The organism is Rhodococcus sp. I2R (assembly GCF_020889545.1).
Taxonomy (GTDB): Bacteria; Actinomycetota; Actinomycetes; order Mycobacteriales; family Mycobacteriaceae; genus Rhodococcoides.
The window spans coordinates 214959-240701 of the sequence record NZ_JAHUTG010000005.1; the positions used below are offsets into that span (position 1 = coordinate 214959).

Annotated in this window: 21 protein-coding genes; 10 read left to right on the top strand and 11 right to left on the bottom strand. The window is 64.5% G+C overall.

Going from position 1 to position 25743, the window contains the following annotated elements; translation table 11 throughout:
- Positions 1-221 precede the first annotated feature (221 nt).
- Positions 222-947 carry a GNAT family N-acetyltransferase gene (locus KVY23_RS07030; protein ID WP_230555848.1) on the top strand — a complete coding sequence of 242 codons (726 nt, stop codon included), beginning with the start codon at positions 222-224 and terminating at the stop codon, positions 945-947.
- Positions 948-966: 19 nt separating this feature from the next.
- Here KVY23_RS07030 and KVY23_RS07035 read toward each other — a convergent pair whose 3' ends face one another.
- The 5 genes from KVY23_RS07035 to sigM form a co-directional block, all read right to left on the bottom strand.
- A complete protein-coding gene (locus KVY23_RS07035) occupies positions 967-2163 on the bottom strand; it encodes an N-acetylmuramoyl-L-alanine amidase (protein ID WP_230555849.1) in 1197 nt (398 codons plus the stop codon).
- A gap of 210 nt (positions 2164-2373) precedes the next feature.
- Complete coding sequence (gene trxA, locus KVY23_RS07040) at positions 2374-2706, bottom strand: thioredoxin (protein ID WP_075837747.1); 333 nt, start codon at positions 2704-2706, stop codon at positions 2374-2376.
- Between the two features lie 50 nt (positions 2707-2756).
- A complete protein-coding gene (gene trxB, locus KVY23_RS07045) occupies positions 2757-3746 on the bottom strand; it encodes a thioredoxin-disulfide reductase (RefSeq protein WP_230555850.1) in 990 nt (329 codons plus the stop codon).
- 145 nt (positions 3747-3891) lie between these two features.
- Positions 3892-4659, bottom strand: coding sequence for a hypothetical protein (locus KVY23_RS07050; protein WP_230555851.1), 768 nt, complete (start codon positions 4657-4659; stop codon positions 3892-3894).
- 57 nt (positions 4660-4716) lie between these two features.
- The gene (gene sigM, locus KVY23_RS07055; RefSeq protein WP_230555852.1) at positions 4717-5310 is read right to left on the bottom strand and encodes an RNA polymerase sigma factor SigM; all 594 of its coding nucleotides are present in this window, start codon (positions 5308-5310) and stop codon (positions 4717-4719) included.
- Between the two features lie 405 nt (positions 5311-5715).
- Between sigM and KVY23_RS07060 the strand changes: the two genes are divergently transcribed.
- From KVY23_RS07060 to KVY23_RS07070, 3 genes are all read left to right on the top strand, one after another.
- Positions 5716-7140: a wax ester/triacylglycerol synthase domain-containing protein gene (locus KVY23_RS07060; RefSeq protein WP_230555853.1), complete on the top strand. Its 1425-nt coding sequence runs from the start codon at positions 5716-5718 to the stop codon at positions 7138-7140.
- A 204-nt stretch (positions 7141-7344) separates the two neighbouring features.
- On the top strand, positions 7345-8448 hold the full coding sequence (locus tag KVY23_RS07065; protein WP_230555908.1) for a 3-oxoacyl-ACP synthase III family protein: 1104 nt from the start codon (positions 7345-7347) through the stop codon (positions 8446-8448).
- A complete protein-coding gene (locus KVY23_RS07070) occupies positions 8432-9343 on the top strand; it encodes a 3-oxoacyl-ACP synthase (protein WP_206508802.1) in 912 nt (303 codons plus the stop codon). The genes KVY23_RS07065 and KVY23_RS07070 overlap by 17 nt, the downstream gene beginning before the upstream one ends.
- A gap of 311 nt (positions 9344-9654) precedes the next feature.
- On the opposite strand, the gene KVY23_RS07075 is transcribed toward KVY23_RS07070, so the two are convergent.
- From KVY23_RS07075 to KVY23_RS07085, 3 genes are read right to left on the bottom strand one after another with little or no spacing between them, the layout of a single operon-like run.
- The gene (locus tag KVY23_RS07075) at positions 9655-13863 is read right to left on the bottom strand and encodes a murein biosynthesis integral membrane protein MurJ (protein WP_230555854.1); all 4209 of its coding nucleotides are present in this window, start codon (positions 13861-13863) and stop codon (positions 9655-9657) included.
- On the bottom strand, positions 13860-16223 hold the full coding sequence (locus tag KVY23_RS07080) for a DUF6049 family protein (protein WP_230555855.1): 2364 nt from the start codon (positions 16221-16223) through the stop codon (positions 13860-13862). Before KVY23_RS07080 ends, KVY23_RS07075 begins: the two co-directional genes overlap by 4 nt.
- A gap of 2 nt (positions 16224-16225) precedes the next feature.
- Positions 16226-16813 carry an NUDIX hydrolase gene (locus tag KVY23_RS07085; protein ID WP_230555856.1) on the bottom strand — a complete coding sequence of 196 codons (588 nt, stop codon included), beginning with the start codon at positions 16811-16813 and terminating at the stop codon, positions 16226-16228.
- A gap of 187 nt (positions 16814-17000) precedes the next feature.
- On the opposite strand from KVY23_RS07085, the gene KVY23_RS07090 reads away from it, so the two are divergent.
- On the top strand, positions 17001-18476 hold the full coding sequence (locus KVY23_RS07090; RefSeq protein WP_206508799.1) for a CCA tRNA nucleotidyltransferase: 1476 nt from the start codon (positions 17001-17003) through the stop codon (positions 18474-18476).
- A 32-nt stretch (positions 18477-18508) separates the two neighbouring features.
- Here the strand turns inward: KVY23_RS07090 and KVY23_RS07095 are convergent, their stop codons facing one another.
- Positions 18509-19786, bottom strand: a complete 1278-nt coding sequence (locus tag KVY23_RS07095; RefSeq protein WP_230555857.1) for an MFS transporter — start codon at positions 19784-19786, stop codon at positions 18509-18511.
- A gap of 24 nt (positions 19787-19810) precedes the next feature.
- Positions 19811-20743 (bottom strand): NAD-dependent epimerase/dehydratase family protein, encoded by a 933-nt coding sequence (locus tag KVY23_RS07100; protein ID WP_230555858.1) that lies wholly within the window; start codon positions 20741-20743, stop codon positions 19811-19813.
- Positions 20744-20916: 173 nt separating this feature from the next.
- On the opposite strand from KVY23_RS07100, the gene KVY23_RS07105 reads away from it, so the two are divergent.
- From KVY23_RS07105 to KVY23_RS07125, 5 genes are all read left to right on the top strand, one after another.
- Positions 20917-21840 carry an ABC transporter ATP-binding protein gene (locus tag KVY23_RS07105; RefSeq protein WP_230555859.1) on the top strand — a complete coding sequence of 308 codons (924 nt, stop codon included), beginning with the start codon at positions 20917-20919 and terminating at the stop codon, positions 21838-21840.
- A 130-nt stretch (positions 21841-21970) separates the two neighbouring features.
- The gene (locus KVY23_RS07110) at positions 21971-22687 is read left to right on the top strand and encodes an ABC transporter permease (RefSeq protein WP_230555860.1); all 717 of its coding nucleotides are present in this window, start codon (positions 21971-21973) and stop codon (positions 22685-22687) included.
- Positions 22677-22919, top strand: coding sequence for a helix-turn-helix transcriptional regulator (locus tag KVY23_RS07115; protein ID WP_187346677.1), 243 nt, complete (start codon positions 22677-22679; stop codon positions 22917-22919). Before KVY23_RS07110 ends, KVY23_RS07115 begins: the two co-directional genes overlap by 11 nt.
- Before the next feature lie 29 nt (positions 22920-22948).
- A complete protein-coding gene (locus KVY23_RS07120) occupies positions 22949-23638 on the top strand; it encodes a TetR/AcrR family transcriptional regulator (RefSeq protein WP_230555861.1) in 690 nt (229 codons plus the stop codon).
- Between the two features lie 62 nt (positions 23639-23700).
- Positions 23701-24309 (top strand): YqgE/AlgH family protein, encoded by a 609-nt coding sequence (locus tag KVY23_RS07125; protein WP_230555862.1) that lies wholly within the window; start codon positions 23701-23703, stop codon positions 24307-24309.
- Positions 24310-24324: 15 nt separating this feature from the next.
- On the opposite strand, the gene KVY23_RS07130 is transcribed toward KVY23_RS07125, so the two are convergent.
- Positions 24325-25698, bottom strand: a complete 1374-nt coding sequence (locus KVY23_RS07130) for a glutamate decarboxylase (protein ID WP_230555863.1) — start codon at positions 25696-25698, stop codon at positions 24325-24327.
- Positions 25699-25743: the final 45 nt, after the last annotated feature.

Consider the following 25743-nt stretch of genomic DNA (forward strand, 5'->3'; position numbering starts at 1 on the left):
GTGCCGCCATACGCGGCAGTTACGTCACTGTGACATATGTTCAGGATCTGTTGGACCAAAGATCAGAATGGGGCCGAAATATGTTGAACACCAGCACTTTCGAGTCTCGTGGTGTTCGGCATGCCGCGGTACGTATCCGTGGCTTAGTCTGTGGCGGTGCGGTCGGGTTTCCGGCACTCACGGAGGCCGAAATTGTCGGGGTATGGAGGCTGAGGTAACCAGTGTCGACGCTTGTCACCGGAGTCACGTTGGACTCGTTCGATCGGCTACCCAGCCACACTCGCCGATGCCGGTTCTGGGTACTCGATCCGGCGACCGACAAAGCGGACGGGTCTCCGTTGGATCTCGAGTTCGAGAACGAGGCATGGTTGTCGATGATCATGCTCGAATGGGGATCATGCGGACAGTTGTTGACGGACGGCGGCGAGAGCATCGGGTGCGCTCTGTACGCCCCACCGAGTGCAGTACCGAGAGCAGCGACGTTCCCCACCTCTCCCGTCAGTCCGGATGCAGTGCTGTTGACGACACTGCGCATCGAGACCGACATCGACCGCGACGCGCATTCGGCATCACTGATCGCCGCGGTCGTCAGCGATCTTGTGAATCGAGGTGTGCGTGCCCTCGAGGCATTCGGAATCCGGCGTACGGCGGAAGACGAGACAGACGGTCCGCGTGCGAGTGCCTCGATGAGGTGTTCGGACGCCACATGCATGATCGACGCCGATTTCCTCGAGAAGGCCGGGTTCGAAGTAGTGGCACCCCATCACCGCTACCCACGGCTGCGGCTCGAGTTGGATCGCGATCACGGGTGGAAAGAGGACGTGGAATCAGCCCTCGAACAGCTGCTGATCGCGGCGAGCCTGTCGATGCTCGACATCGAGCAGAAGGACACCGTCAGCGTGTCCTTGTCGAGCACAACGGCGTACGGAGCTCGAGTCCCGCGATAGCCGGTGCTGCGAGTAGAACTCAGCCGCGGTCCGCGGCGGCCAACTCCTCTGCGAGGAGCTCCGCGAAGGTGAAGGTGCCGGTCGGTTGATCATCCTGGCCGAGGAGATACAGACGCTTGACCGAGACGAGAATGGCCTCGGCGATCACGTCGCGTGAACGTGGGTCGCTCAAGACCTCGACGTCGGAGGCGTTGGTGAGGTATCCGAGGTCTATCTGAACCGTCGGCATGTCGGTCAGGCGCAACAGATCCCACGTCCGACCGTGGCTTCGGCAGTCGAGTAGCGGTGTGCGGGCAACGATCTCCCGCTGCACATATCCCGTCAGAACCTGGCCGATCAGCGACGTCGACCCGTGTGAGTTACCGAAGTGGAAGCTGGCCACACCGTTTGCTGCAGGGCTGGTGCTCGAAGCGCAACGCAGGGAGATCATCAGATCAGCATTGAATGCGTTGGAGGTCTCGGCGCGTTCGGCGACGCTTGGGTTGGTGCCGCGCGCTCGAGAGAGAAAGGTTTCCATTCCGGTGGCTGCCATCCGACCCTCGAGTCGGCTGGCGACATCCCACAGGATCTCGGCCTCAGCGATCCGCCCGTAAACTCCGTCGACGATCCGTCCTGTGTCAGCGCCGCCCAGGTCGGGGTCGATCACGATACGCTTGCCGGTCAGCTGAGGACCCGACTGGCGGACCAGTTCTTCCTCGCTGATGGCGTGCGGTGATCCACCGGTCACTCGCGCGCCGAGTAAATCGAGTGAGCGCAAGGTTGCCGGGCCACAGATACCGTCCGGCGACAGGCCGATCTCGCGTTGGAAGGACGACAGTCCTTCGTGGGTCTTCGGCCCGAAATAGCCGTCGACGCGCTCGCTGTAGAAACCGAGATCCTGCAGACGGGTTTGCAGTGTCGCGACATCGTCGCCGTAGAGCGGCGCCGAAAGCTGGTAGATCAGGGTGCGGGCACCGAGTCGGTAGGACGCTTCCTTCAGTGACCGATAGGTCGCCGGCCCGACGATTCCGTCGACGAGCAACCCTCGGTGCTGTTGGAATGCTCGGACAGCGCCGTCGAGGGCGGAGTCGTAGTCAGATGCCGGAGCGCTCCAGTGCAGGGGATCGCCTGCGGTGTCGTGGTCCTGTGCATCGTCGGGAAGGAAGCCGAGTGAGAGGAGAGTGCTCCGAACCTCCGCGACGGCGGGACCGGAATCGCCGTGACTGAGTCGGTGCATACCTCGAAGCCTCTCGCAAGAATGAACGAAATCTGAATCGACTCTAGCCAACCGGGTGCGGCAGTCCTGCTCACCACCGGAAACCAAGCGTCGATCACAAATCCGATGTGCCGACCCTGTGTCGGCACATCGGATCATTGTCGCAGAAAATACCGTCAGGACCGCAATCCACGCGCTCGAGCGGTGGGCTACAGTCCTGGCGCGATCACGTCACAATACGGAGTCGAGGTCCTTGAGCAGCGCGGCCTTGCCTTTGGCTCCCACGATCTGCTTCACAGGCTTGCCACCCTGGAAGAGGATCATCGTGGGAATGGACATCACCTTGAAATCCCGAGCAGACTGAGGGTTCGCGTCGATATCGAGCTTGGCGACGGTCAGCTTGTCGGCGTGCTCGGCCGCGATCTCCTCGAGCACAGGGGCGACCATCTTGCACGGGCCGCACCAGGTGGCCCAGAAATCGACGAGGACTGGCTTCTCGCTGGTCAGGACATCGTCGGCGAAAGATGCATCGGTGATGGTGACGGTCTTCTTGTCATCGGACATGGGTTCTCCTATAGATCTGAAACGAAGTGTGAATTCGGTGGGGTATTCGATCAGGCCGTGACGGCGTCGACAGGTTGATCGGCGTGCTCGAGCGTGTTGCTGGTGATGTCGCCCTGCTCGGCCAGCCAGCGCTCAGCGTCGATGGACGCGGTACAGCCGGTACCAGCTGCGGTAATCGCTTGCTGGTAGACGTGGTCGACGAGATCGCCCGCGGCGAACACGCCGGGTATCGACGTCGCGGACGAAGGGGAAGCAACCTTGACGTAACCGTCCTCGTCGAGATCGACCTGTCCCTTCACCAACTCGCTGCGCGGATCGTGGCCGATGGCAACGAACATCCCGGTTACGTCGAGAGTTCTCGTCTCTCCGGTGATCGAGTCTTCGAGCGTCAACCCGGTGACGGAGGTGTCGCCGAGCACTTCGTTGACCTTGGTGTTGGTCAGGAAGGTGATCTTGTCGTTGTTCTTCGCGCGCTCGAGCATGATGCGTGACGCGCGGAACTCGTTGCGGCGGTGAATGACCGTGACGCTGCGGGCGAACCGTGTCAGGAAGGTCGCCTCTTCCATGGCCGAGTCGCCGCCGCCGATGACGGCGATGTCCTGATCGCGGAAGAAGAAGCCATCGCATGTCGCGCAGGCGCTGACGCCTCGTCCCAGCAACTTCTCCTCACCGGGAATGCCGAGGTATCGCGCAGCTGCACCCATAGCGAGGATGACTGCTTTGGCCTGGTACGTCTCACCGTTGGCGGAGACGGTCTTGATATCGCCGCGCAGGTCCAGCTCTTCCACATCCTCGGTGCGAATGTCGGCACCGAAACGCTTGGCCTGCTCACGCATCTGCTCCATGAGGTCCGGTCCCATGATGCCATCACGGAAGCCGGGAAAGTTCTCTACCTCGGTGGTGGTCATCAGGGCGCCGCCGAACTGTGTTCCCTCGAACAACAGGGGTTCGAGTTCTGCCCGAGCCGAGTAGACGCCTGCGGTGTAACCTGCGGGTCCCGAGCCGACGATGATGAGATCGTGAACCTTGGGCGTAGTCATGCGGACCTTCCGATTGATGTTCTTCCGTGGCGCCTGCGGCGGCAAGAAGAGTCTGCCGAGGACATCCATGACAACACAAGGGTAAGGGCTGTTGTTCCCGTTCGGCGAGGGCTGTGGCAGGTTCGACCGGTCGCGCCCGGAGGGCTCAGTCGAGGTCGCGCCGGAGCAGGGTCGCTGGATTGTCGATGCCGCAATCGGGGCCGACGGCAAGCAGCGTCAAGCCTGGGGTCGCGGAATTCTGCGGCACCACCAGCACCACTGCTTGGCGACCGTCCAATTCCACCGGGGCCGCACCGAGCACTGTGGACGAAGCGCCGAACCCGTTGGCTGCGAGACAATCCGCGAGAGCCTCTGACCCCAGCAGGGGAATCGTGTCGCGGTCGGCCATGATCCGGTAGGCGAAGGACGCGTCGATTTCGCTCGAGTCGACGACCAAGGTGGAATCGGGATCGACTACCAACCCGTCGGCGATTGTCTCGGAAGAGTTCTCACCGGAGGACGGCATCAGGATGGCGGTGGTGACCGCGATGGCAAGGACGACTGTTGCTGCGAGGCCGACCGCGATCGCGGCGCGTGGTCGGCGCCGCGAGGAGAGGGTGGTGACGGTGGTGACGGCGGTGGGGGCCTCGGCTGGAGCGGTCGTTGCGACAGTGGCATCCTCGAGTGCTCGATCGATCTTCTCGGCAACCTGGGGCGGTATGGGTTCACCGACCGTGTGGTCATCTCCGAGCTCGCGAAGGTGGGTAGAGACCTCGTCGAGTGCTGCGATGACGGTCATCGCCGCATCATCCAGGCGAACCAGTGGCCAGAGGCGTTCACTGACGGACTCGGAGAGGACGCCCGCGTGCAGATCTGCGAGAAGGTCCAGCGAGTACGGCGCTTCGGGTAGAGGCTCGGTGCGGTGGACAGCCATGCCGGTCTCCTCTCCGTGCGAAGTCCCTCCTACACATGGTAAGACGCGGTGGGTGTCCTATCGGTTCCCGTCCTCGCGCAGAAACTGCAATCGGATCGCCAGCTTCAACCGACCGCGCGCGCAACGACTCTTGACGGTGCCCGCCGGCACGCCGAGCAATCGGGCTGCATCGGCCACCGAATAGCCCTCCATGTCGACGGCCACCACGGCCGCTCGCTGATCTGGGGCCAGGGACATCAACGCGGTGTGGATCTCGATCGAGGTCTCGACATCGGCCATCGAATCGCGCGCATCGGCGAGATCGAAGGAGTCACCGTCCGGAAGGGGTGTGGTGGGCCTGGACCGGTTGCGCCGGATGCGGTCGAGGCACGCGTTCACCACGATCTTGTGCATCCAGCTTCGGACCGCAGCATCGGCGCGAAAGGATGCCGCTGTGCGATGTGCCGACAGCAGCGCTTCCTGCAGCGCATCGGCCGCGTCCTCGGCCGTGTAGCTGGTGCGACGCGCGGTCATCCACAGATGCTCGTGATGCCGATGAACGAGCGTAGTGAACGCGTGCGGCTCCCCGGCGACGTGCGCGGTCAACAACTCGACGTCGGACCGCTCACCGAGCAAGCCCCCAGCGCCGCCGTCCGTACCTACTGTCCCCATGCGACTGCCCCCATACGCAAACGGCTCCCCCCCGTATTACCGCATTGCGAGAGAGCCTAGAGCATAGAGACCGCTGAGTATGGAACCGTCAAATTTTCAAGTTCTGTGCGGGTTCAGCATGCGAACTGGTGAATACGTCACTGTTGCGAAAAGACCTTTCGTCTGGACACCGAACTCTGGCATCGGCACGTCCGGCATCGGCCGGTTACGCCGCCAGGTGTAGGGCCTTTGGCCACTTCGGCCCGCTGAGCGAACTTCACATGTTCATCCTGTGGCTACAGGAGATGGGAATTCTTCCACCGATGCACGTGATGCCGATGTAGAAATGCAGATGCTGCAGTTCGACTGCGGCGGCACCTGGCCGCGAGCGACGGCCGCCCTGCAGGCACCGGAAATGGATCGGATATGACGAAGGCGAAGCCGCGATACATGGCGCAGACGGATTTCATGTCCTGGAGGATGGAGGAGGATCCGGTACTGCGCTCGACGATCGTCGCAGTGGCAGTGCTCGACCGGAGCCCCGATTGGTCCCGGTTCGTCCGGATGATGCGGCGTGGCGTCGACGTGGCCCCGATCTTCCGGCGCAAGGTGGTCATCGATCGCCTCGGCGCGGTTCCGCCGCACTGGGTGGACGACCCCGACTTCGACCTCGGCTGGCATCTGCGGAGATTCACGTTGCCCGACCGCGGCGGGTGGGACGGCGTCCTGGATTTCGCCCGGACCACTGGTATGTCGGCCTTCGACACGGCCCGCCCATTGTGGGAGTTCACCGTGCTCGACGGGCTCGCGGAAGGGCGGGCTGCTCTCGTGATCAAGGTTCATCATTCCCTGACCGATGGCGTCGGTGGAATGCAGATCGCCAGGGAGATCATGGATTTCACGCGTGAGGGCACGCCACGTGGCGACACCCCGCGCCCGTCGACAGTCGAAGGGGCCGAGGCCGACTCCTCCGTGGCGGACAGTCTGTCCTGGTACCGCGCGACCGGCGGTGCACTGGCCCGGCGGACGGTGTCCTCGGCCGTGCGGGGAGCCGGGAAGCTGTGGTCGGACCCGGCAGCCGCGGTCCGCGAGGCGGCAGCGGTCGTGGGATCGACGGTCCGGTTCGCGCGGCCGGTGTTCTCGACCATGTCGCCGGTGATGACGGAGCGAAGCACGCGCAGGCACTACGCGGCACTCGACGTACCGATCAGCGGACTCACCGCGGCAGCGGCAGCAGGAGGTGGATCGATCAACGACGCATTCCTGGCGTCGATTCTTCTCGGGATGCGGCACTATCACCGCGCTCACGGTGCCGAGATACCGCCGGCGTTGAGGCTCACGTTGCCGATCAGTCTTCGCACCGAAGAGGATCCGATCGGCGGGAACCGGATTACGCTGGCGCGCTTCGCATTACCCACCGATATCGATGATCCGGCCCAATTGATGGGACGGGTCCGTACGACGGTGGAGGCGTGGCGCACCGAACCCGCGGTGCCCCTGTCGTCCACGATCGCCGGTGCCTTGAACCTGCTCCCGGCGACATCGCTGGGGAACATGCTCAAGCACGTGGATTTCGTCGCGTCGAATGTGGTGGGCTCGCCTGTGCCACTCTTCATTGCAGGTGCAGAAATCGAGCGGTACTACGCCTTCAGTCCCACATTGGGGTCCGCGTTCAATGTGACGTTGATGTCCTACACGTCCGTGTGCTGCATCGGCATCAACGCCGACGTTGCGGCGGTCCCCGATCCGGCGTTGCTGACGTCCTCGATCGCCGAGGGCTTCCGCACGGTCCTGGCGCTGTGCACCGATGAATCGGCCGACACAGCCGTCCTCGCCTCCTGGATCCGCTGACGACAACTCGGTCCGGTGATTCGGTCACGGTGGTGACCGGGCTGCTCATGATGTGTCGCGCGCGCACAACCATTCCTTCCGTTCCGATCAGCGGCTCGGCGGCCTGCCGATCGGTTATCGACAGTGGCTGCGAAAAGGGCCCAAATGCTCTGGTTTCGCCGCACGGTGGAAGGGAATATGTGAGTGATGGAGGTGGACGACACCATGGTCAAGCACTGGCTCGTCATGGAGACCGAGGAGGAGGATCCGCGGGCGCCGTACCGTACCCGAGTGGCCGGCGCGGGCCGGCATCTGCCGGCCACGCATCTCACCACCGAGGACTTGATGGCGTCGACCCGCCACTCGACGAACATCGATCTCGAACGGCTGACGGGCGTGCGGGAGCGGCGTGTGTCGGTCGGAGACGAGGATTCCTACTCGCTGGCCGTCACCGCGGGACTCGACGCCCTGACCAAGTCGGGGCGGGCAGCGGACTCGCTCGACGTCGTGATCAGTTGCAGCATCACGAAATTCCGAAACGGCCTCACCCAATGGCTCGAGCCGACGATGAGCGGTGCGGTCGCACACGCACTCGGTGCCGACAAGGCCATGACCTTCGACCTCTCGAATGCCTGCGCGGGCATGCTCACCGGGGTGACTGTGGTGAACAACTGGATTCGCCAGGGGATCATCGAGCGCGCCCTCGTCGTGAGTGGCGAGTACATCTCCCAGCTCGGTCAGAACGCCGCCCAGCACATCCGTAACATCATGAGCCGTGAGCTGGCGTCGTTGACGTTGGGCGATGCGGGTGCCGCGCTGGTCCTCGAACGTGCTTCCGCCGGCTCCGGCGGTATACGGGTCGCCGGCTTCACGACGGTGGCCGACCACAGCCGTCTGTGCCTGGCATATCCGATGGGTGAGGATCCCGGCGCCCGCATGTTCACCAAGTCGCGTGCGCTGCAGAAGGCAGCCATCGCCGCTACACCCCTGCTGCTGCACGAGGTCCTCGACTCGGTCGGGATCTCGTTGCACGACATCGATCACCTGATCGCGCACCAGACTTCGACGCGAGCGATCCGGAAAGGCATGGCCGAGCTCGTGACCTCGTTCGGTGAATCCCCGCGTCACGACGCGGTCATCACCGTCGATCGCTACGGGAACACGGCATCGACGACCCACACCGTGGCCCTCATCGAGGAACTCGAAGCCGGGCGCATACAACCCGTCGAGACCGTGGCGTTGATATCGCTGGCGTCCGGCCTCGAGATCGGTGTGGTTCTGCTGACCGTCGACGAAGAATTGGTGGGTTGCTATGGGCACGGTCATTGAGCGGATGGTGGTCACGCGTGCCGGTTGGCTCCACCGGCACAGCGCTCTCCAGGTCGCGGTGACTGCGGCGAAGAACTGTCTCGAGCGTGCCGGCCGGGAAGCCGGCGACCTCGACCTCCTCATCAATGCCGGTCTGTACCGCGACCGCAACCTCGGTGAGCCCGCCCTGGCCGCACTGATCCAAGAAGATGTCGGGGCCCACCCCGAGAATCCACACCCGGACGCCCACGGTACGTTCTCGTTCGACGTCGCCAACGGCACCTGCGGAGTCTTGACCGCATTGCAGATCGTCGACGGGTTCCTGCGCTCGGGCACGATCGAGCACGCGTTGGTGGTCGCCAGCGACGCCGATCCGGGCCGCAACCTGAGCGAGGGATTTCCGTTCACCGCGGCAGGGGGAGCGGTGCTCTGCAGGTGGATCGACGGCGAGCCTGGACTCGGGCACGTGTCGTGGGTCAACACTCCCGATGGCGGTGAGTCGTTCCGGGCCACAGTCGGGCAGGTCGACACCGGCAACGTCCTGCGGATCACCGAGTCAGACGTGCTGGACGAACGGTATGCGGATGCGGCGGTGGCCGCGCTCACCGAATGCCTGCGCCGAGAGTCGCTCCGGTTGTCCGACGTCGACTCGATCGTGGCAGCACCGGCGCGCCCCGCATTCCGTCTCGCCCTCGCCGAACGACTGGGGATCGCCGAAACCCGGATCACGGTGGGGGACGACGAATCGATGCATACTGCCGCGCTCGTCGCGGGTCTCGATCGCGGGCGACACCACCGCATGCCCGCGGGCACCCGCACCCTGGTCGTGGCCGCAGGAGCGAGTGTCACCGCCGGCGCCGCGCTGTACACCGAGCCGCCGGTGACGAGTTCGAACGGGTCTGCCTCCAACGGGTAAGGGGCCACGGCTGACCGAGATCCAGTCGGCGGATCCGTTCTCCTCGCGGGGTGACTTCGGACCCTGTACCGTCCGCATCACCACGGTGTTCACCGAATCATGCCGACGAGGACTCCCGCTGAGTGTCTGTGTCGGGTAACGAAATTCGCCGGATCTGCTTCCGGAGGCGGTTCGACCGGAGGGACGCTGAGCGGGATCGATGACATCGCGCTGAACGCGTGCGGCTCCCCGGCAACGTGCGCGGTCAACAACGATGGAACCGTCAAGTTTTCACGTTTTGTGCGGGTTCAGCATGCGAACTGGTGAATACGTCACTGTTGCGAGAAGACGCCGAAATCGGCGATGGTGGATTGGTTGCGCCCGCCATCGCTGCTCAGGTCGGTAATCCACAGGAGCACATGACTTGTGGGCTCCGACATCTCGAGCGGGATCTCGGTGACACCGCCCCGGAGCGTCGCTTGGCCGATGACAGTGGTGTCTTCGAGGTCGGGAGAAGCACTGGAAGCCGACCTGATTTCCACGACGGTTCCGGGAGTCGGTGTATTGACGTAGGCGTTGGTCAAGACCTCCGAGGCCGGAAGCGTCGCCAGGAGGCCCACGCCGTCCTTGAGCGCCGGGAACGGCTGGAAGTAGGAATCGGTGCTCCACACCGTCGCGGGATCGTTGTCGATCGCGTTGTCCGCGGTTCCGGAGTTGTCGGCGCTGCCGTCAGGAGAGAACACTTCCACCGCGCTCAGCGCCACCGGAGCGGCCTGCGGTGCGCTGGCATCGGGTGCCGACGGCTCGGCGGGGACGGTTTCCTCCGTCGTCAAGCCGAAGTCCTGTGAGGTCAGCGGTTCGTCGGAGCTACCGCCTGCAATGAGTGTGAGCAGCCAGTAGCCCGCAAAGCCGAGAACGACCACCGTCAGCACACCCAGTACGGCGAGCGCAATGTTGGTCCGTCGCGACCGCTCCTGTTGAGCGCTCAGCTCTTCTGGATCGGCGAGCGAATGCCCGCTTGCACCTGGGGCGCGTTGCCCGAGGCGCAGTGCAGGCATCAGATCCGTCTTGTCGTTGACGACAGCGGCCTGATCGAGGACATGCTGAACCGTCGCAGCGGTACGGATGCCGCTGTTCTGCTCGAGCGCGCGGACTGCCACTGCGGAGATCTCGAACGGAACATCGGGCCGGATCTTGCGAGGCTCCACGGGGGCGTCGGCGCTGTCACGATCGGCGGGCTTGAGGCCACCGACCGAGCGCGGAGGGCCGTCGGGTCGCCCGGCGGAGTCCGCGAGTGGCCATCGGGCCGTGATCAACGCGTAAAGCATGGCGCCGAGACCGCGAACATCTGTGCCGGGATCGGCGTCGGCGAGTGTCGCCGGGAAGGCGAGTACGGCGTTTCCGTCGCTGCTGATTCGAATTCGATCAGGATGATCGATCGACAGGGCACCGCCGCTGCGATGTGCTGCCTCGGCCGCAGCCGCGAGCACCTTGATCGCACGGGCCGCGCCGGTGGGTGAGGGCACGGTGTCCGCCATCTCACGCAGAGAACGGCCGGGCGTCCATTCGGCGACGACGATTCCGCCGGAACTGCCCCGGACCACGTCCAGTACGCGGGCGAGACCCGGTGAGTTGATACGTCCCAGCCGAAGTGTGCGTGACAGAACCGCCTGTGGGCCCTCGGCCCGGTCGGAGGCACGTGCCCCCGCCTGCTGGTCGGCATCGACGAAGGTCAGAGCGACCTCCCGGTCCAGCTTGACGTCGTGCGCCTGCCAGAACTTGAGGCCGCGGGCGCCGCCGTGCGGAGCCAGCAGTCGGTAACGGCCACCGGCAACCGAGGCGCCGGGAATGAGCTTCGGCCCGCGAGGTGCGCGCGGAGCATCGGCCGGTGGAGTCGGTACGGGCTGCGCAGGCGTACCGGAGGCACCGGTGGCTGCATCGGCATCGGCAGCGGGCTCGTCACCGCTGTCTTCACTGCTGTCTTCACTGCTGTCTTCACTGCTGCCCTGGTCACTGCTGTCCTGCGAGTCGGACTTCTCCTCGACTGTGTCTTCAGTCGAGTCTTCAGCCGAGGAGTCGTCTTCGGCCGAGGAATCGGCGTCAGGTGCCGTGCCGTCGGGTGCCGTGCCGTCGGGTGTGGTGTTGACAGGTGCTGCGTTGACAGGCGTTGTGGCGTCCGCGTCAGGTGCTGCCTCGGCAGACTCTGTTGACGCGTCTTCGGCCGGGGCGTCGTCGTTGACGGCGTCTTCGGTTTTCGAGCTCTTCGACGATGTAGTGGATGCGGCGGATGTGGAGGACGTGGACTGCGTCGGTGTCTTCTTCGTGCGTTCGTCCACCTCGACTCCACCGGTTGCTCGGTCGGTGCCGTTCGCTACGGACTCGGCCGGCCCCCCAGCCACTTCGTCGTCGGTCACTCTTGCTCCTTCTTGCGTCTGTGCCCCGGGTCGTCCCATACGTCTACCCGGCTCAGGAATACCTGCTGGTGACGGCGTCCCGGTTCGCCGTGATCCAGGGTACGGGAGTTGTCGACCTGCAGTCTCCCATGTAGCGGCACCTGTAACGACCGGTATCGTCTCGGTCTTGTCCTCGGCGAAGGGCGCAACCGGCTCGGGCGGTGTGGCCGCCACTCCCCGCGCTCGATTCACGAGTCGGCGCAGTGCGACGGTAACGGCGAGTACTTCGGGGATTCTGCCGAACCACAGAATCGAAAACGTGATACCGAGCATGATCACACCGCAGAAACCAACTCTGAGCATGGCTCCGATGGATCCGAGGGGTTCGGTCAGTCCATCGAGATCGGCGATGCGATCGATGGCGAGCATCGCGGTGCCGCCGGCTGCGGATGCGAACAACACCATCCAGATCGTCTTGCCGACGTTGATCATTCGCAGGTCGCCGAGACTCCGATGCAGTAAGAATCCACCGATGCACGCGCCGACGACGAAGCCGAGCCCGTTCGCGACACCGAGCCACAGCACCACCTGCTGGTCGCTGCTGGCCACGAAAGGGGCCAGGGCCGACAGTGCGATCTTGACGCCGGTGATGCCGAGAATGATCCAGGTGGGTGTCCAGGCCTGCTCGCGGGCATAGAACACGCGCAGGTGGATCAGCACCAGCGCATACGGGATCAGCGTGAATGCCGACCAGCTGACGGCCTCGCCGAGACGGCTCGCCTCGTTCGCGAAGTTGCCGAAACCGAACAGTGCTTCACCGACCCAGGGCCCGGCGAACGTCAGAAACACGACGATGGGCACGAGGGCGACGAGGGTCATCCTCGTGGCAACGGACAGATCGTCGACGACGGCCGGGTCGTTGCCCTCGGCGGCGTTGCGGCTCAGTCGCGGCATGATGGCCGTGAGCACGGTGACACCGAGGATGCCGTACGGCAGTTGCAGCAGAATCCACGCCTGCGAGTAGATCGCCGGGCCGGCTGCGTCGGCGTCGGCAGAAATTCTGGTCGCGAAGACGAGGCCGGCCTGACTGATGACGACGTACAGAACGATCGCGACGGCCATGCCGCCGAACGCTTTGAGTCGAGCATCGAATCCCCACATCGGACGGAGATCGATCTTTTCTCGCTTCAGCGCCGGGATCAGGGCCAGCACCTGGGTGATGACACCGGCGGTCACACCTAGTCCGAGGATGAGCACGTGCGGATCGCTCATCCGCACCGGGTCGAGCGTGATCTCCCCGGGCACGAAGAAGTAGAGCGAGAAGATTCCGAGGACGACGAGGTTGTTCAACACCGGAGCCCAGGCACCGGGCTTGAAGTTCTGTCTGGTGTTCAGCATTGCGGTGAGCAGCCCGGACAATCCGTAGAACAGGATTGCCGGCAGTAGCAGGTACGACAGCGCCGTCGTCAGTTCGTTGCTTACTTTCGCGTCCTCCGCGATGAGCACGCTGGCCAGTAGCGGTGCGCAGATCGTCGCGAGGACCGCGATGACTGCGAGCATCGTGAACGCGATGGTGAAGAGCCGTCGGATGAATGCAGCACCGCCGTCGGCATCCTCCATCTCTGCTCGAACCAGAACCGGAACGACGATGGCCGTAAGAACTGCGCCGAGCACCAGCTCGGAGATCATGTTGGGCAGGATCGTCGCGGATGTGAACGAACTGGCGATCGCGCCACCCAGAATCGCGAGCATCACGATCTGCTTGAAGAAGCCGGTGATACGGCTGACCAGGGTGGCGATCGCGATCGATCCCGTCGATGCCAGCAAACTCTTCTGCGGTCTCGCGGGCGGCTTGCCCGGCGGCTCCTCCGGCGCGGATGCTGGCTGCGGTGGCGTCGCGACGGGCGGATAGTCCTCGTCGCGGAAACGCGGGATCAGCTGGGTGACCGAGTTGTCGGGCGCGGGGCCGCCGTCGGGAGAGGGCGGAACCGGATAGCTGCGCATCTCGCGCGACGGCTCGTTCGCCCGTCGTTCCCACGGTGCTTGCCGCGGCGGCGCGGATCTGCGGAAAACCTGTGCGGCAGGCAGGCGCGCGGCGTCACCCTCGTAGGGCACTCCACCCCGGTAGGGCACGTCACTACCCGTCATGGCCGTTCGTACCCTTCGTCGGCTGGGTCGGGTTGACCCTTGAACCGGTGCCACAGTCGACGCCCCGCCAGCAGCAGCAGCAGAACGCCTGCGGAGGCGGTGATGATCGCCAAAGCCTGTCCGTACGCGTTCGACCGTACGTTCACGGTGGACGGTTCGCCCAATTGTTGGCCGTCGAGGGTGGTGAGCGAGAAGTCGACGGCGAGATTGCGGCTGTCGTCGACCTGAGCGGGAACGGTGATCGTGCGGCTTCCGCGAGCGGGCAGCGCCGTCACCCCGACGTCGGTGACGGTCATCTCCGGCGGTGCGTCGACCTCGAGGCGCACGTTCACACCCACGGGCAGGTCGTTGCGGGCGACGAGTAACAGCGGGCTCTGCTCGGAAGCAAGCGTGTAGACGCCGCCGGGAGCGAGCACCGTCACCGAACGATAGATGGAGTCCAGCCCTGCCTCGGCACCGTCCATGCGGACGTTCGCCGCCGCTCTGTCCGCGGTGCCGATCGTGCGGAGCAGGTCCTCGCGCAGCGGCGCGGTGTAGCGCTGCGGGGTCAGTTCCGATTGTGGAGCCTCGACGAGCGAGCCCCGCAACGCTTCGATGCGCTTGCTCTGCGCGCGGACGCGATCTTCGAGCGCGACGTCCCGACCGGCCTGGCCGACGGTTCGTGTTTCGACGGGCAGGCCACTCGGTTCCTCGGCGGCGAGTTCTGCGAACGGGCGGGGGGTGGCAAGCCCGGAACGTAGCAACGACGAAACAGTGGACAGCACCGCGGCGGGTTCGTCACCGTCGGCTGTCCAGTATTGAGGTGGCGCAATGGTCAGCGTTCGCGGCGGGCCCCCGCCGAAATCCTGCGGCTTCGACAGCGCTTGATAGGTGACGGCGCCCAACGCATCCTGCAGTCGAGCGGTCCGCGAGTCCCCGGTCAGGTTGTATCGCTGCTCGTCGGGGGTGAACTCGGGAGTGGCGGGTTGATCACCCACCGCAGCCAGCGCCGTCGCCGTCGGTGCATCGAAAACGGTGACGGCGAGGTCGGCGAGGACATCGTTGCCACCGACGACGCTGGCGACGGCTCCGCCCGCCGCTGGGGCGATGCTGTTGTCCGCGAGCAGCGCGGTGCGAGGGCCGATCGATCGGACTGTCGCCGCACCGGCCTCACCGAGTTGCCCGGAGGAACTCCAGATGATGCCGCGCGTCGACGTCACTCCCAGGAGGGTGTCGACGATGTCAGCCGGCGATTCCAGCGCGGCCGAGGCGAGTGAGGCGTCGCCCACGTTGCCCAGGGTGTCGAGATCGACTTGAGCGAACGGGAGAGCCGTCACACACATCGAATCGGTGACAGTCTCGAGTCGCGTCAACCAGTCGGACGCGGCCTGAGCGCCCGTACCCTCGCGGGCCGGGCCCGTCGGATCGGCAGGGTCGTCGACGATCAAGTAACCGCGGGTCATGTTGGAGACTGTGATGAGAAGGTCCGGGTCGACGGCGAGACACATGCTCTCGGCGAGCCGGCCGTCGGGATCGAGCTGCTCGGTAGTGGCGAACTCGACGGCGCCGAGCAACCGGTCGAGCCGGCCGCCGGGGGCCAGCTCGTCGGCGAGTTCGTCGTCGACCAGTCGTACCCTGTCCTCGATCGATCCTGGGACCCCCGCTGCCAGCCGCGGTTTGTCGGTGAGGGGCCACAGCACCGTCGTAGCCACCGGGTCAGCGGTGCTCGGTGCCCGTGGGCCTGCCTCGGGACCCAATGGGTCCAGAGCCGTCGGGTCGCGCGGGACACCGGTGACGGGTAGCAGGAAGCGCGCATCGTCGAGACGTGCGGCGCCGCCGAACTCGGGCGTGCCGTTGACATTGAGCAGAAGGGGATAGACCCCGGGCTCGTCGATACCCAGAGACGGCCCCAGCGTGCTTCGAAGCGGCATCGATATGACGAACTGCGCGCTCTCGCCGCGCTCGAGACCGGCACTGACCGTCTCGAAGTCACCCACGTTGTCGTATTGCTGCCGACCGGGCACGAGAGACGCACGAAGCTCCTCGGACCGGTCGATCGCTTCGGCGCTCTGCATGCGCACGGCCACCTCGTCGACGCGTCGATCACCGGTGTTGGTCACGGTGGCTCGGACTGTGACGAACGGTTCACTGGTGGTGGTGACCGTGCTCGGCGCAACGGTGTCGATCGCCAATGACAGGAATTCATCACCCTGAGACGTCTGCGGAAGCTCGGACTCGGCGGACTCCGAATCGGTCTCGCCCGCGGTGTCTTCCTGCGCGGTGTTTTCCTGCGAACTGAGATCCTGGGCCGATGCCATACCAGGGGCGAACGCCACCAGGAGTGCGGTCGATGCGACTGCGGTGATCGTGGAGAGCCGCACTCTCACTCCCGGCCGTCAGGCGATTCGGGATCCGATTCGCTCGCGCCGCTGGCGTTCTTCCCAGCCTCGCTCATGTCCTCGATCAACTGACCTGCGATGGCAGCAAGCTTGCGCTCGTCGGCATAGGCCAACCGCGACGGGAGTTCGCTGAGCGGAACCCAGGCCACCTCGGTGACCTCGACGTCCTCGTCGGACAGCTCGCCGCCGAGGAAACGAAGAAGATAGTGGTGAACGGTCTTGTGTACTCGCCGACCCTCGGTGACGAACCAGTAGTCGATGCTGCCCAACGATGCGAGCACCGTGCCGCGGATGCCCGTTTCCTCGGCGACCTCACGCATAGCCGTCTGCTCGGCCGTTTCACCCTGCTCGATGTGACCCTTCGGCAGCGACCACAGGAGTCGGCCGCGACGGTCCGTGCGCCCGATCAGTGCAGCGCACCGCATCGCCGGTGGGCCGTCGAGACCGTCGACGACCAGGCCTCCAGCGGAGGTCTCGCGGACGGTGCGCAGCCGTGGCTTATCGCCGTCGACACGTGCATTCCGCCGCCGCGGATTGCGGCGGCTCCTGTTTGCACGTTCGCCAGCAGACACCCGATCCATACTAGATGGAAAGACCGTGCGTTCCCCGCATCTAGATCGTGGGTCATTCCGCAGGCTCCACTCCCGGCATCTGGATCGTGGGTCATTCCGCAGGCTCCACTCCCGGCATCTGGATCGTGGGTCATTCCGGAGACGGGCATCGGCGTTCGATCTTGCCCTCCCACTAGGCTCTATCGACGTGGCCGACAAGATTTCAGCAGCTGGACAGTCCGAGAAGTCGGAAGAACGACGGGCGAGACTGTTGGCGGCTGCTGCGGTCACCCTCAACGAACTCTCTCCCATCTTGACGCCGTTGGCCGGCCGGTTCGCGGCCGCAGGTCACGAGCTCTACCTCGTCGGCGGCAGCGTGCGCGACGCCGTGCTGGGTCGACTGGGGACGGACTTGGATTTCACCACCGACGCGCGGCCCGAGATCGTTCAGCAGTTGCTGTCGGGTTGGGCCGACAATCAGTGGGACACCGGAATCGCGTTCGGCACGATCAGCGCGGCCAAGGGCGATCAGGTCATCGAGATCACCACTTTTCGTACCGACTCGTACGACCAGGTCTCGCGCAATCCCGAGGTTCTGTACGGCACCTCGCTCGAAGAAGATCTGATTCGCCGTGACTTCACGGTCAATGCCATGGCTGTTCGCCTCGGCGCAGACGGAGCGCAGGAGTTCGTCGACCCGCTCGGCGGCATGGATGCACTCCTCGAGGGGCTGCTGGACACGCCCTCGGCGCCGGAAAAATCCTTCGGAGACGATCCGCTGAGGATGTTGCGCGCCGCTCGCTTCGTCTCCCAGCTTGGTTTCTCGCTGATCCCGCGGGTTTACACGGCGATCACCGAGATGGCGGGTCAGATCGAGCGGATCACCGCCGAGCGCGTGCAGGTGGAACTCGATAAGCTGATTCTCGGCGATTTCCCGGTCGAGGGGATCGACGTCATGTGCGAGACCGGTCTTGCCGGCTACGTGCTGCCCGAGGTGCCGGCGATGAAGCTCGAGATCGACGAGCACCATCAGCACAAGGACGTGTACTGGCATTCGCTGACCGTGCTCGTGCAGGCGATCGATCTCGAGGACGGCGATCCAGATCTCGTATTACGTTGGGCTGCACTGCTTCACGACATCGGTAAACCCGATACCCGAAAGCACGAGCCCGGCGGTGGCGTCAGCTTCCACCATCATGAGGTGGTCGGGGCGAAGATGGTCCGCAAGCGTTTGCGTGCGTTGAAGTACTCCAAGCGGATGGTCGACGACATTTCGCACCTGGTCTTCTTGCACCTGCGCTTCCACGGATACGGCAAGGGGCAGTGGACCGATTCGGCGGTGCGCCGCTATGTCACCGACGCAGGCGAGCTGCTGCCCAAGTTGCACAAACTCGTTCGAGCCGACAGCACCACGCGCAACAAGCGTCGCGCCGCCGCACTGCAAGCCACGTACGACGACCTCGAACAGCGGATAGCCGTGCTGGCCGAACAGGAGGATCTCGCCCGGGTGCGGCCCGATCTCGACGGCAACGCGATCATGGAGTTGCTCGGGATCGAGGCCGGTCCCGATGTCGGCAAGGCGTGGAAGTTCCTCAAGGAGCTCCGCCTCGATCGCGGTCCCCTCCCCCGCGAGGAAGCGGAAAAGGCGCTCCTCGAATGGTGGTCGGGCGCTCCGCGCACGTGAGCGGAAATACATAGCCCGACACGTATTTCCGCTCACATGCGCGAAGCGCCCAGGAGGCCGAGGACGTAGACGAAGCCACCGGCATAGACCACGGCATGCGCGGAGGTTTCGTCGGCCAGGTTGGCTGTCGTCGGCCCGATCACGAAGGCGGCCACAGCGAGGGCGGCGACGAAGAAGATGTTGAACACGGTGTCCTGGAGGGCGAACACGCGGCCGCGGTGGTCGTCGTCGATCTCCGTCTGCATCGAGGCGTCGCCGGTGAGTTTGATGGTTTGACCGGCGATTCCCAGCAGAAACGCACCGATGAGCAGGCTGTTCTGTGTCAGGGTCGCGACGAAGGTCACTTGCACGATTGCGGCGCCGATCAACCCCACCACGATGGTGCGTATGCGGCCCAGCCTCGGCAGCACGAACGGCGTCAGGAGTGCAGCAACGAGCATTCCTGCGGCGGTCGCGCCAACGGCGATGCCGAATCCTGCGAGCCCGCCGGACGGTGAACTGGAAGTGGTCTCCCGCAGAATCAGCACCATGACGAGGGTGTCGATACCGAATGCGATGCGGTGGGCACCGATGCCGGTCATCGCGGCGGTCACGGTGGGCGAGTTCCATACGGCTACGGCGCCCGATCTCAGTCCCGTCGCGATGACGATGAGTGTTTTCGTTGCCTGTCGGTCCTCGGCCAAGGTGGCGGGTCCGAGGGAGTGTCGGCGGAAACCGGCTGCAGCGATGGCGCCGACGATCGAGCCGGACGCCGATGCGGCGACGGCGATTCCCGATCCGAGGTCGCCGGCGCCGACGTAGCCGATGATTGCCACGGCTGCCCCCGCTCCCGCGGCGGCGAATCCGGAGCCGATGGTCGCGAGCAGCGAGTTCATGGGAACGAGCCAAGCGGTTCGAACGACGTGGGGCAGTGAAGCCGAGACACCTGCGAGTACGAATCTGCTCAATCCGACGGTGGTCAGTGCCAGCAGCAGCAGCGGCGTTTCTCCCCCGCCCGAGAGAAGCACCGCAGCGGTGACGCCGATCAGTAGCAGGCGGATCACGTTCGCCCACAGAATCACGGCGCGTCGGTCCCACCGGTCGAGCATGGCGCCTGCAAACGGCCCGATCACCGAGTACGGCACGAGCAGCACGGCGAATCCGGCTGCGATGGCGGCTGGGCTCGACTCCCGTTCTGGATTGAACAGGATCGCGCCGCTCAGGGCGGCCTGAAAGAGGCCGTCCCCGAACTGGCCGGCGAATCGTACGGTGGTGAGCCTGCCTGCCCCCGGGGAATTGCGTAGCCGGGTCCGGAAGGTCTCGTCGCTCACTTACGGCACTGTAGCCGCGGCCAGTCAGGGGGTCTGCGTCAGCTCCGCGGCCTTCCACCATGCGATGGTCGCTGCGGCGCCCTCGGTGAGGGGAGTCGGCGTCGACCCTAGTATTTCTTGGCTGCGAGCGCTGTCGAGGACGAACGGGTACTGGAACTGGTACAGGGTGTCACCGAGTTCTTTGAGTTGACCGGGGAAGAGTGCGAGCGTTCGCATCAACCAGGCGGGAACCGTTCCCACCTTGGGCATTTCCACGCCGGCAGCGCTGGCGAACAGTTGGATCATCTCGCGTTGTGAGACGGCCGGCGCTGTGGGTGCGTGGAGCAGGGTATTCCAGAGCGCTGGTGTGCCCGCGGCCGTGATCATGGCGGCGGCGAGATCGGGAACGTAGGTGAACGAGTGTGGGATGTCGGCGTTCGCGATCACTCGAATAGGCTTGCGAGCGAGTACGTTCGCCACTACGCGCTCGCCCATGTGCGAGGTCTTCACGCGGGGGCCGTAGAAGTCCGAAGCAGCCACGCTCACCGTGGGATTGACATGCGCGTCACGGGCGGCGAGCAGTTCGGTGCGCACGCCGAGTTTCCGGTGGGTCGCGGTTCGGGGAGAGTCCTCGCGGATGGGACCGGGGACGCGCCCGTAGGAATAGAGGCTTTCGGGGAACGCGACGACGGCGCCGTTCGCGGCGTCGAGTACGTGCTGTTCCATCGTGGGAAGCTCTGCGCGCCAGGCCTTGTCGGTGTATGCAACATGGGTGCAGTTGAAGATCGCAGCAGCGTCGTCGAATGCGGCATGGAGACCACCGGCAGAGATGTCGACGCGTCGCCGTTCGATTGCGGGGTGGTCGGGTCCGGCTCCCGAGCGGGTCAGGATACGCACCGAATGCCCCCGTGCAACAAGTTGTTCGGCGACCGACCAGCCGACCGGTCCGGCTCCGATGACTACGTGTGTCTGGTTCATGGCTTCTCCTCGACGGAAAGTGTGAGCACTGCTCTCTGTAGTTCGAGTGTGCGCCGTTGCGGGCAAGAAAACAAGAGCGATGCTCTCGAAATTGGTCGGCAGAACCTATAGCCAATACGCAATGTAGTACATATGCTACAAACCATCAGGCACCCACAACAGTAGGGAACTCGATGAAAACTGCAGGGGATGTCGTCATCGACGTCGACGGATTACGGATGCGATACGGAACCACGGACGTCCTGACGGGCGTCACCTTTCGCGCACACCAGGGCGAAGTGCTGGTCATGCTGGGCCCGAACGGTGCGGGAAAATCGACCACCCTCGAGATCCTCGAAGGATTCCGCATGCGATCCGCGGGACAGGTCCACGTCCTCGGCATCGACCCAGCAGACGGCGATGAGGCCTGGAGAGCGCGGATAGGCGTCGTGCTGCAGTCGTGGCGAGACCACGGGAAGTGGAAAGTCCGAGAGCTATTGGACTACCTCGGTTCCTTCTACGCTCCCTACGGTACCCAGGCGAGTCCGCGCCCCTGGGTGATAACCGATCTTCTCGACGTGGTCGGCCTGACCGACCAAGCGGACACGAAAATCAAGTCCCTCTCCGGCGGGCAGCGGCGCCGAATGGATGTTGCCATCGGCATCGTCGGCCGGCCCGAGCTGCTGTTCCTGGACGAACCCACCGCGGGCTTCGACCCCGATGCGCGTCGCGAATTCCACGATCTGGTCCATCGACTGGCCGATCTCGAAGGCACCACCATCATGGTCACCACCCACGACCTGGACGAGGCCGAGAAACTGGCCGACCGCACGATCATCCTGGCCGGGGGACGTATCATCGCCGACGGCTCGCCGGAGCAACTCGCGCGCATGATGCCTACGGACTCCGAGGTCCGATGGAGTGTCGACGGCCAGCGGTCGGTACACAGCACCACCGCGTCCGTTGAGTTCGTGCACGATCTGTACGTCCAGTACGGCAATCGGGTCACCGAGCTCGAGGTTCGGCGCTCGTCCCTCGAAGACACCTACATGAGGCTCGTTCATCAAGCCGGGTCCGCGGATTCGGATATCACCACACTCGAGGAGGTTCGGCGATGAACCCGACAACTGTCGCGGTACGAGCCGGCATCCGCCGGACCGGAATCGAAGTGCGGCAACAGTTCACCGACATCCAGGGGCTTCTCAACCTGTTTCTGTTCCCGCCCTGGTCATGGTTGCGCTGTTCTTCATGCGTAACGGCACATTCGAGTCCAGTGGCTTCGTGCTGGCCTCCTTGGCCCTGCCCGGTGTGTTGGGCACCATCATCTTCTTCAACGGGCTTTACGGCATCGGCGAAAGCCTCGTCCTGGACTGCGAGGACGGAACATTGTTGCGGGCCAAAGCGACTCCGAACGGAATGATCGGCTATTTCATCGGCAGGATCGGTGCCAGTGCCGCAGCCGTTGCCGTTCAGGTGCTGGCCATTCTCGTCACCGGCTGGTTCATCGTCGGAGGAGTTGCCCTCGACAGCTTCTCTGCATGGTCAACCCTGCTCTGGGTACTTGTTCTCGGTCTCCTCTCGGCGCTGTCCATCGGGGCCGTTCTGGGTGCAACCGTCGGGACCGCCCGTGGCCTGTTCTTCGTCACCATGCCGCTCATGGGGGTCATCGCGATATCTGGAATCTTCTACCCGATCACCGCCCTACCAGGTTGGTTGCAGGGCATCGCGCAAGTGCTCCCCTGCTACTGGCTCGGCCTGGGACTGCGCTCCGCGCTGCTACCCGCCGACGCTGTGGCCATCGAAATCGGCCAGTCCTGGCGACACATGGAGACCCTCGGCGTCCTCGGTGCGTGGGCTGTCGCCGGGCTGGTGCTGGCACCGATAGTGTTGCGACGCATGGCCCGGAATGAGTCCGGTAGCAAGATGGACGAACGACGAGACAAGGCTTTGCAGCGTGCCTACTGAAGTGATCTACAACCGCATCGCGATGCTCCGCGCCGAGCGCGGGATCTCGAGGCGAGAACTCGCAGAGGCGCTCGGGGTGCATTACCAAACCGTCGGCTACCTCGAGCGGGGTGAGTACAGCCCCAGCCTGCACCTCGCGCTGCGGATCGCCGCGTACTTCGAGGTATCCGTCGAAGTGATCTTCTCCACGGACCCCTTCGCTCGACTGGGGTCCAAGGACTCCACGGCCTGAGATCATCGGCGACGTTTAGTGTGGCACTCATGGCGACCACTCCGCGTGAACGTGCCCGGGCGCAGACGCTGGCCGATATCACCCGTATCGGCCGGGATCATCTCGCTGCCGACGGCGCCGCCGCGCTGTCGCTGCGCGCCGTCGCACGCGACCTCGGCGTCGTATCCTCGGCCGTCTACCGATACGTCAAGAGTCGGGACGAGCTGCTGACCCTTCTCGTGGTCGACGCTTACAACGAACTGGGTGATGCCGTTGACGCTGCAGTCGAGGACGCGGACGGGACCGTCGAGAAGTTCCGTGCTCTCGGCCGGACCGTCCGCGCCTGGGGTCTGCGGGAACCTGCGCGGTATGCACTGCTGTTCGGTAGCCCGGTCCCCGGCTACCACGCACCGGCAGAGCAGACGACCGGACCGGGCACACGGGTGATCGTCACCCTCGTCTCCCTCTTCGACGCGGCATATCGTGCGGGCAGCCTCATCGAACGTGCCGCAGATGTCCCGTTGTCCGGGTTGCAGTCCGACTTCGCCGAGGTTCGCCGGGGCCTGGGCACCGACATTCCCGACGAGACCATCGCTCGCGGGGTACTGGTGTGGGTCTCGTTGTTCGGCGCGGTGAGCTTCGATGTCTTCGATCAGTACGGGCGCACCACTTTCGGCGACAGGGACCAATTGTTCGAGTATCAGCTGGCACGCCTGGTCGAAATCGCCGGTTTTTGCTAGCGCGAAAAACTCGTCCGATTCCTTGCGCCACAACTGCACGTGCTCGGTGCCACAATGAAACGATGGCTGCGCATGCGGAGGAACCGGAAGACCAGACGGCATGGGTCGAGCAGGCGGTGCGTCCAGGAAGCCTGCTGGTCTCGTCGGTGGAACTCGTCGAGCCGACATTTCGACGCACCGTCATCTACATCATCGAGCACAACGACGGCGGCAGCCTCGGTGTGGTGATCAACCGGGCGAGCGAGACTGCGGTCCAGAATGTTCTGCCACAGTGGGCGGACCTCGCCGCGCGTCCCCGGGCCCTTTTCGTCGGAGGCCCCGTCAAACGGGATTCGGCGCTGTGCCTCGCCACGGTGCGTACCGGGATCGACATCGAAGGAGTCCCGGGTGTCCGCCGCGTCGACGGACGCGTTGTGATGGTCGATCTCGACTCGAACCCGGCCGATATTGCCCCCTTGGTCGAAGGCGTGCGCATTTTCGCCGGGTACTCGGGCTGGACTTTCGGGCAGCTGGAAGGTGAACTCGAACGCAACGACTGGATGGTTCTCTCCGCGCTCGCCTCGGACGTCATCGGCCCGCCGAAAATCGACCTGTGGGCGCACGTGCTGAGGCGCCAACCCATGCCTCTGGCCATGCTTGCCTCGCACCCGATCGACGTCGAACGGAATTAGGTTCCGTACAGGGGATCAGTGCGCGAAGTGGGTCGCCGTCGAGTGTCTGGTCCCGTCCGCGTCGAGTTGCTCGACCACCTCGCTGATGGACATGCAGAGCAATCGCCCGAGATCGGCGCTGAAGCCCTCACGCACCACGATGCGGAGAACCGCGACGTCGGTCGCATTCTCGGGCATCGTGTACGCCGGCACCTGCCAGCCGCGCGCGCGGAGCTCGTGCGAGATGTCGAAGACGGTGTAGCTGCGCTCCCCGGACAGCGTGAACGAGACCACCGGTATCGCGCTGCCGTCGGTGATCACCTCGAACGCGGGATGCTCGGCGAGGTGTGCGCTTACGCGAACAGCTGTGTTTCGCAGGGCTTCCATGATGTTGGTGTACCCAGAACGGCCGAGGCGCAGAAAGTTGTAGTACTGGCCGATGACTTGGTTGCCCGGCCTCGAGAAGTTGAGGGTGAACGTTGGCATGTCCCCGCCGAGGTAGTTCACGCGGAAGACGAGTTCCTCGGGTAGGTCTTCCTTGGTGCGCCAGATCGCGAAACCGATTCCCGGATAGGTCAATCCGTACTTGTGGCCGCTGGCATTGATGGATTTGACGCGAGGCAGGCGAAAGTCCCAATCGAGCTGCGGATGGAGGAACGGTACGACGAAACCGCCGCTGGCCGCGTCGACGTGTACCGGTACATCCGGCCCGCCCCCGGCAGCCAGGGCATCGAGTACACCGCAGATCTCGGCGACCGGTTCGAGCTCCCCGGTGAATGTGGTGCCGAGGATGGCCACCACCGCGATGGTGTTCTCGTCGACGGCCTCGCGTACCTGCTCGGTGGTGATGACGTAACGACCCTTTTCCATCGGAAGGTACTTGGGTTCGACATCGAAATAGCGGCAGAACTTTTCCCACACCACCTGAACATTGCTGCCGAGAACCAGATTGGGCCGGGTGGTGTCGGCATCACCCCGCCGCGCACGCCAGCGCCATTTCAACGCCAAACCGGCCAGCATGACGGCCTCGCTCGACCTGATCGTCGACACACCGGTTGCGCTGGACGGGTGCTCGGCGTCCAGACCGGGCGCGTGAAAGAGATCGGCGACCATGTTCACGCACCGCTCCTCGATCGATGCCGTCGCCGGGTATTCGTCCTTGTCGATCATGTTCTTGTCGAACGTCTCGGCCATCAGTTTCTCGGCCTGTGGATCCATCCACGTCGTGACGAACGTCGCGAGGTTGAGGCGGGAGGAGCCGTCGAGCATGAGTTCGTCGTGGATGAATCGGTATGCGGCCTCGGGATCGAGTTGTTCCTCCGGCAAACGCAGAGCGGGCACTGGATTCGTCGCGAATCGGCCTGTGTAGGCCGCAGCGATCACGCCGTGGGGATGCTCGATTCGGGCCATGTGTCCTCCATACGGATCGCAGATACGGTCCCGACGCTAGTGAGG

What these genes read in the sequence shown, in the direction of transcription:
- KVY23_RS07035 (WP_230555849.1), bottom strand. Translation starts at nt 2,163, where the DNA reads ATGCACCGACTCAGTCACGGCGATTCCGGTCCCGCCGTCGCGGAGGTT.
- trxA (WP_075837747.1), bottom strand. Translation starts at nt 2,706, where the DNA reads ATGTCCGATGACAAGAAGACCGTCACCATCACCGATGCATCTTTCGCC.
- trxB (WP_230555850.1), bottom strand. Translation starts at nt 3,746, where the DNA reads ATGACTACGCCCAAGGTTCACGATCTCATCATCGTCGGCTCGGGACCC.
- KVY23_RS07050 (WP_230555851.1), bottom strand. Translation starts at nt 4,659, where the DNA reads ATGGCTGTCCACCGCACCGAGCCTCTACCCGAAGCGCCGTACTCGCTG.
- sigM (WP_230555852.1), bottom strand. Translation starts at nt 5,310, where the DNA reads ATGGGGACAGTAGGTACGGACGGCGGCGCTGGGGGCTTGCTCGGTGAG.
- KVY23_RS07060 (WP_230555853.1), top strand. Translation starts at nt 5,716, where the DNA reads ATGACGAAGGCGAAGCCGCGATACATGGCGCAGACGGATTTCATGTCC.
- KVY23_RS07065 (WP_230555908.1), top strand. Translation starts at nt 7,345, where the DNA reads ATGGTCAAGCACTGGCTCGTCATGGAGACCGAGGAGGAGGATCCGCGG.
- KVY23_RS07070 (WP_206508802.1), top strand. Translation starts at nt 8,432, where the DNA reads ATGGGCACGGTCATTGAGCGGATGGTGGTCACGCGTGCCGGTTGGCTC.
- KVY23_RS07075 (WP_230555854.1), bottom strand. Translation starts at nt 13,863, where the DNA reads ATGACGGGTAGTGACGTGCCCTACCGGGGTGGAGTGCCCTACGAGGGT.
- KVY23_RS07100 (WP_230555858.1), bottom strand. Translation starts at nt 20,743, where the DNA reads ATGAACCAGACACACGTAGTCATCGGAGCCGGACCGGTCGGCTGGTCG.
- KVY23_RS07105 (WP_230555859.1), top strand. Translation starts at nt 20,917, where the DNA reads ATGAAAACTGCAGGGGATGTCGTCATCGACGTCGACGGATTACGGATG.
- KVY23_RS07110 (WP_230555860.1), top strand. Translation starts at nt 21,971, where the DNA reads ATGCGTAACGGCACATTCGAGTCCAGTGGCTTCGTGCTGGCCTCCTTG.
- KVY23_RS07120 (WP_230555861.1), top strand. Translation starts at nt 22,949, where the DNA reads ATGGCGACCACTCCGCGTGAACGTGCCCGGGCGCAGACGCTGGCCGAT.
- KVY23_RS07125 (WP_230555862.1), top strand. Translation starts at nt 23,701, where the DNA reads ATGGCTGCGCATGCGGAGGAACCGGAAGACCAGACGGCATGGGTCGAG.
- KVY23_RS07130 (WP_230555863.1), bottom strand. Translation starts at nt 25,698, where the DNA reads ATGGCCCGAATCGAGCATCCCCACGGCGTGATCGCTGCGGCCTACACA.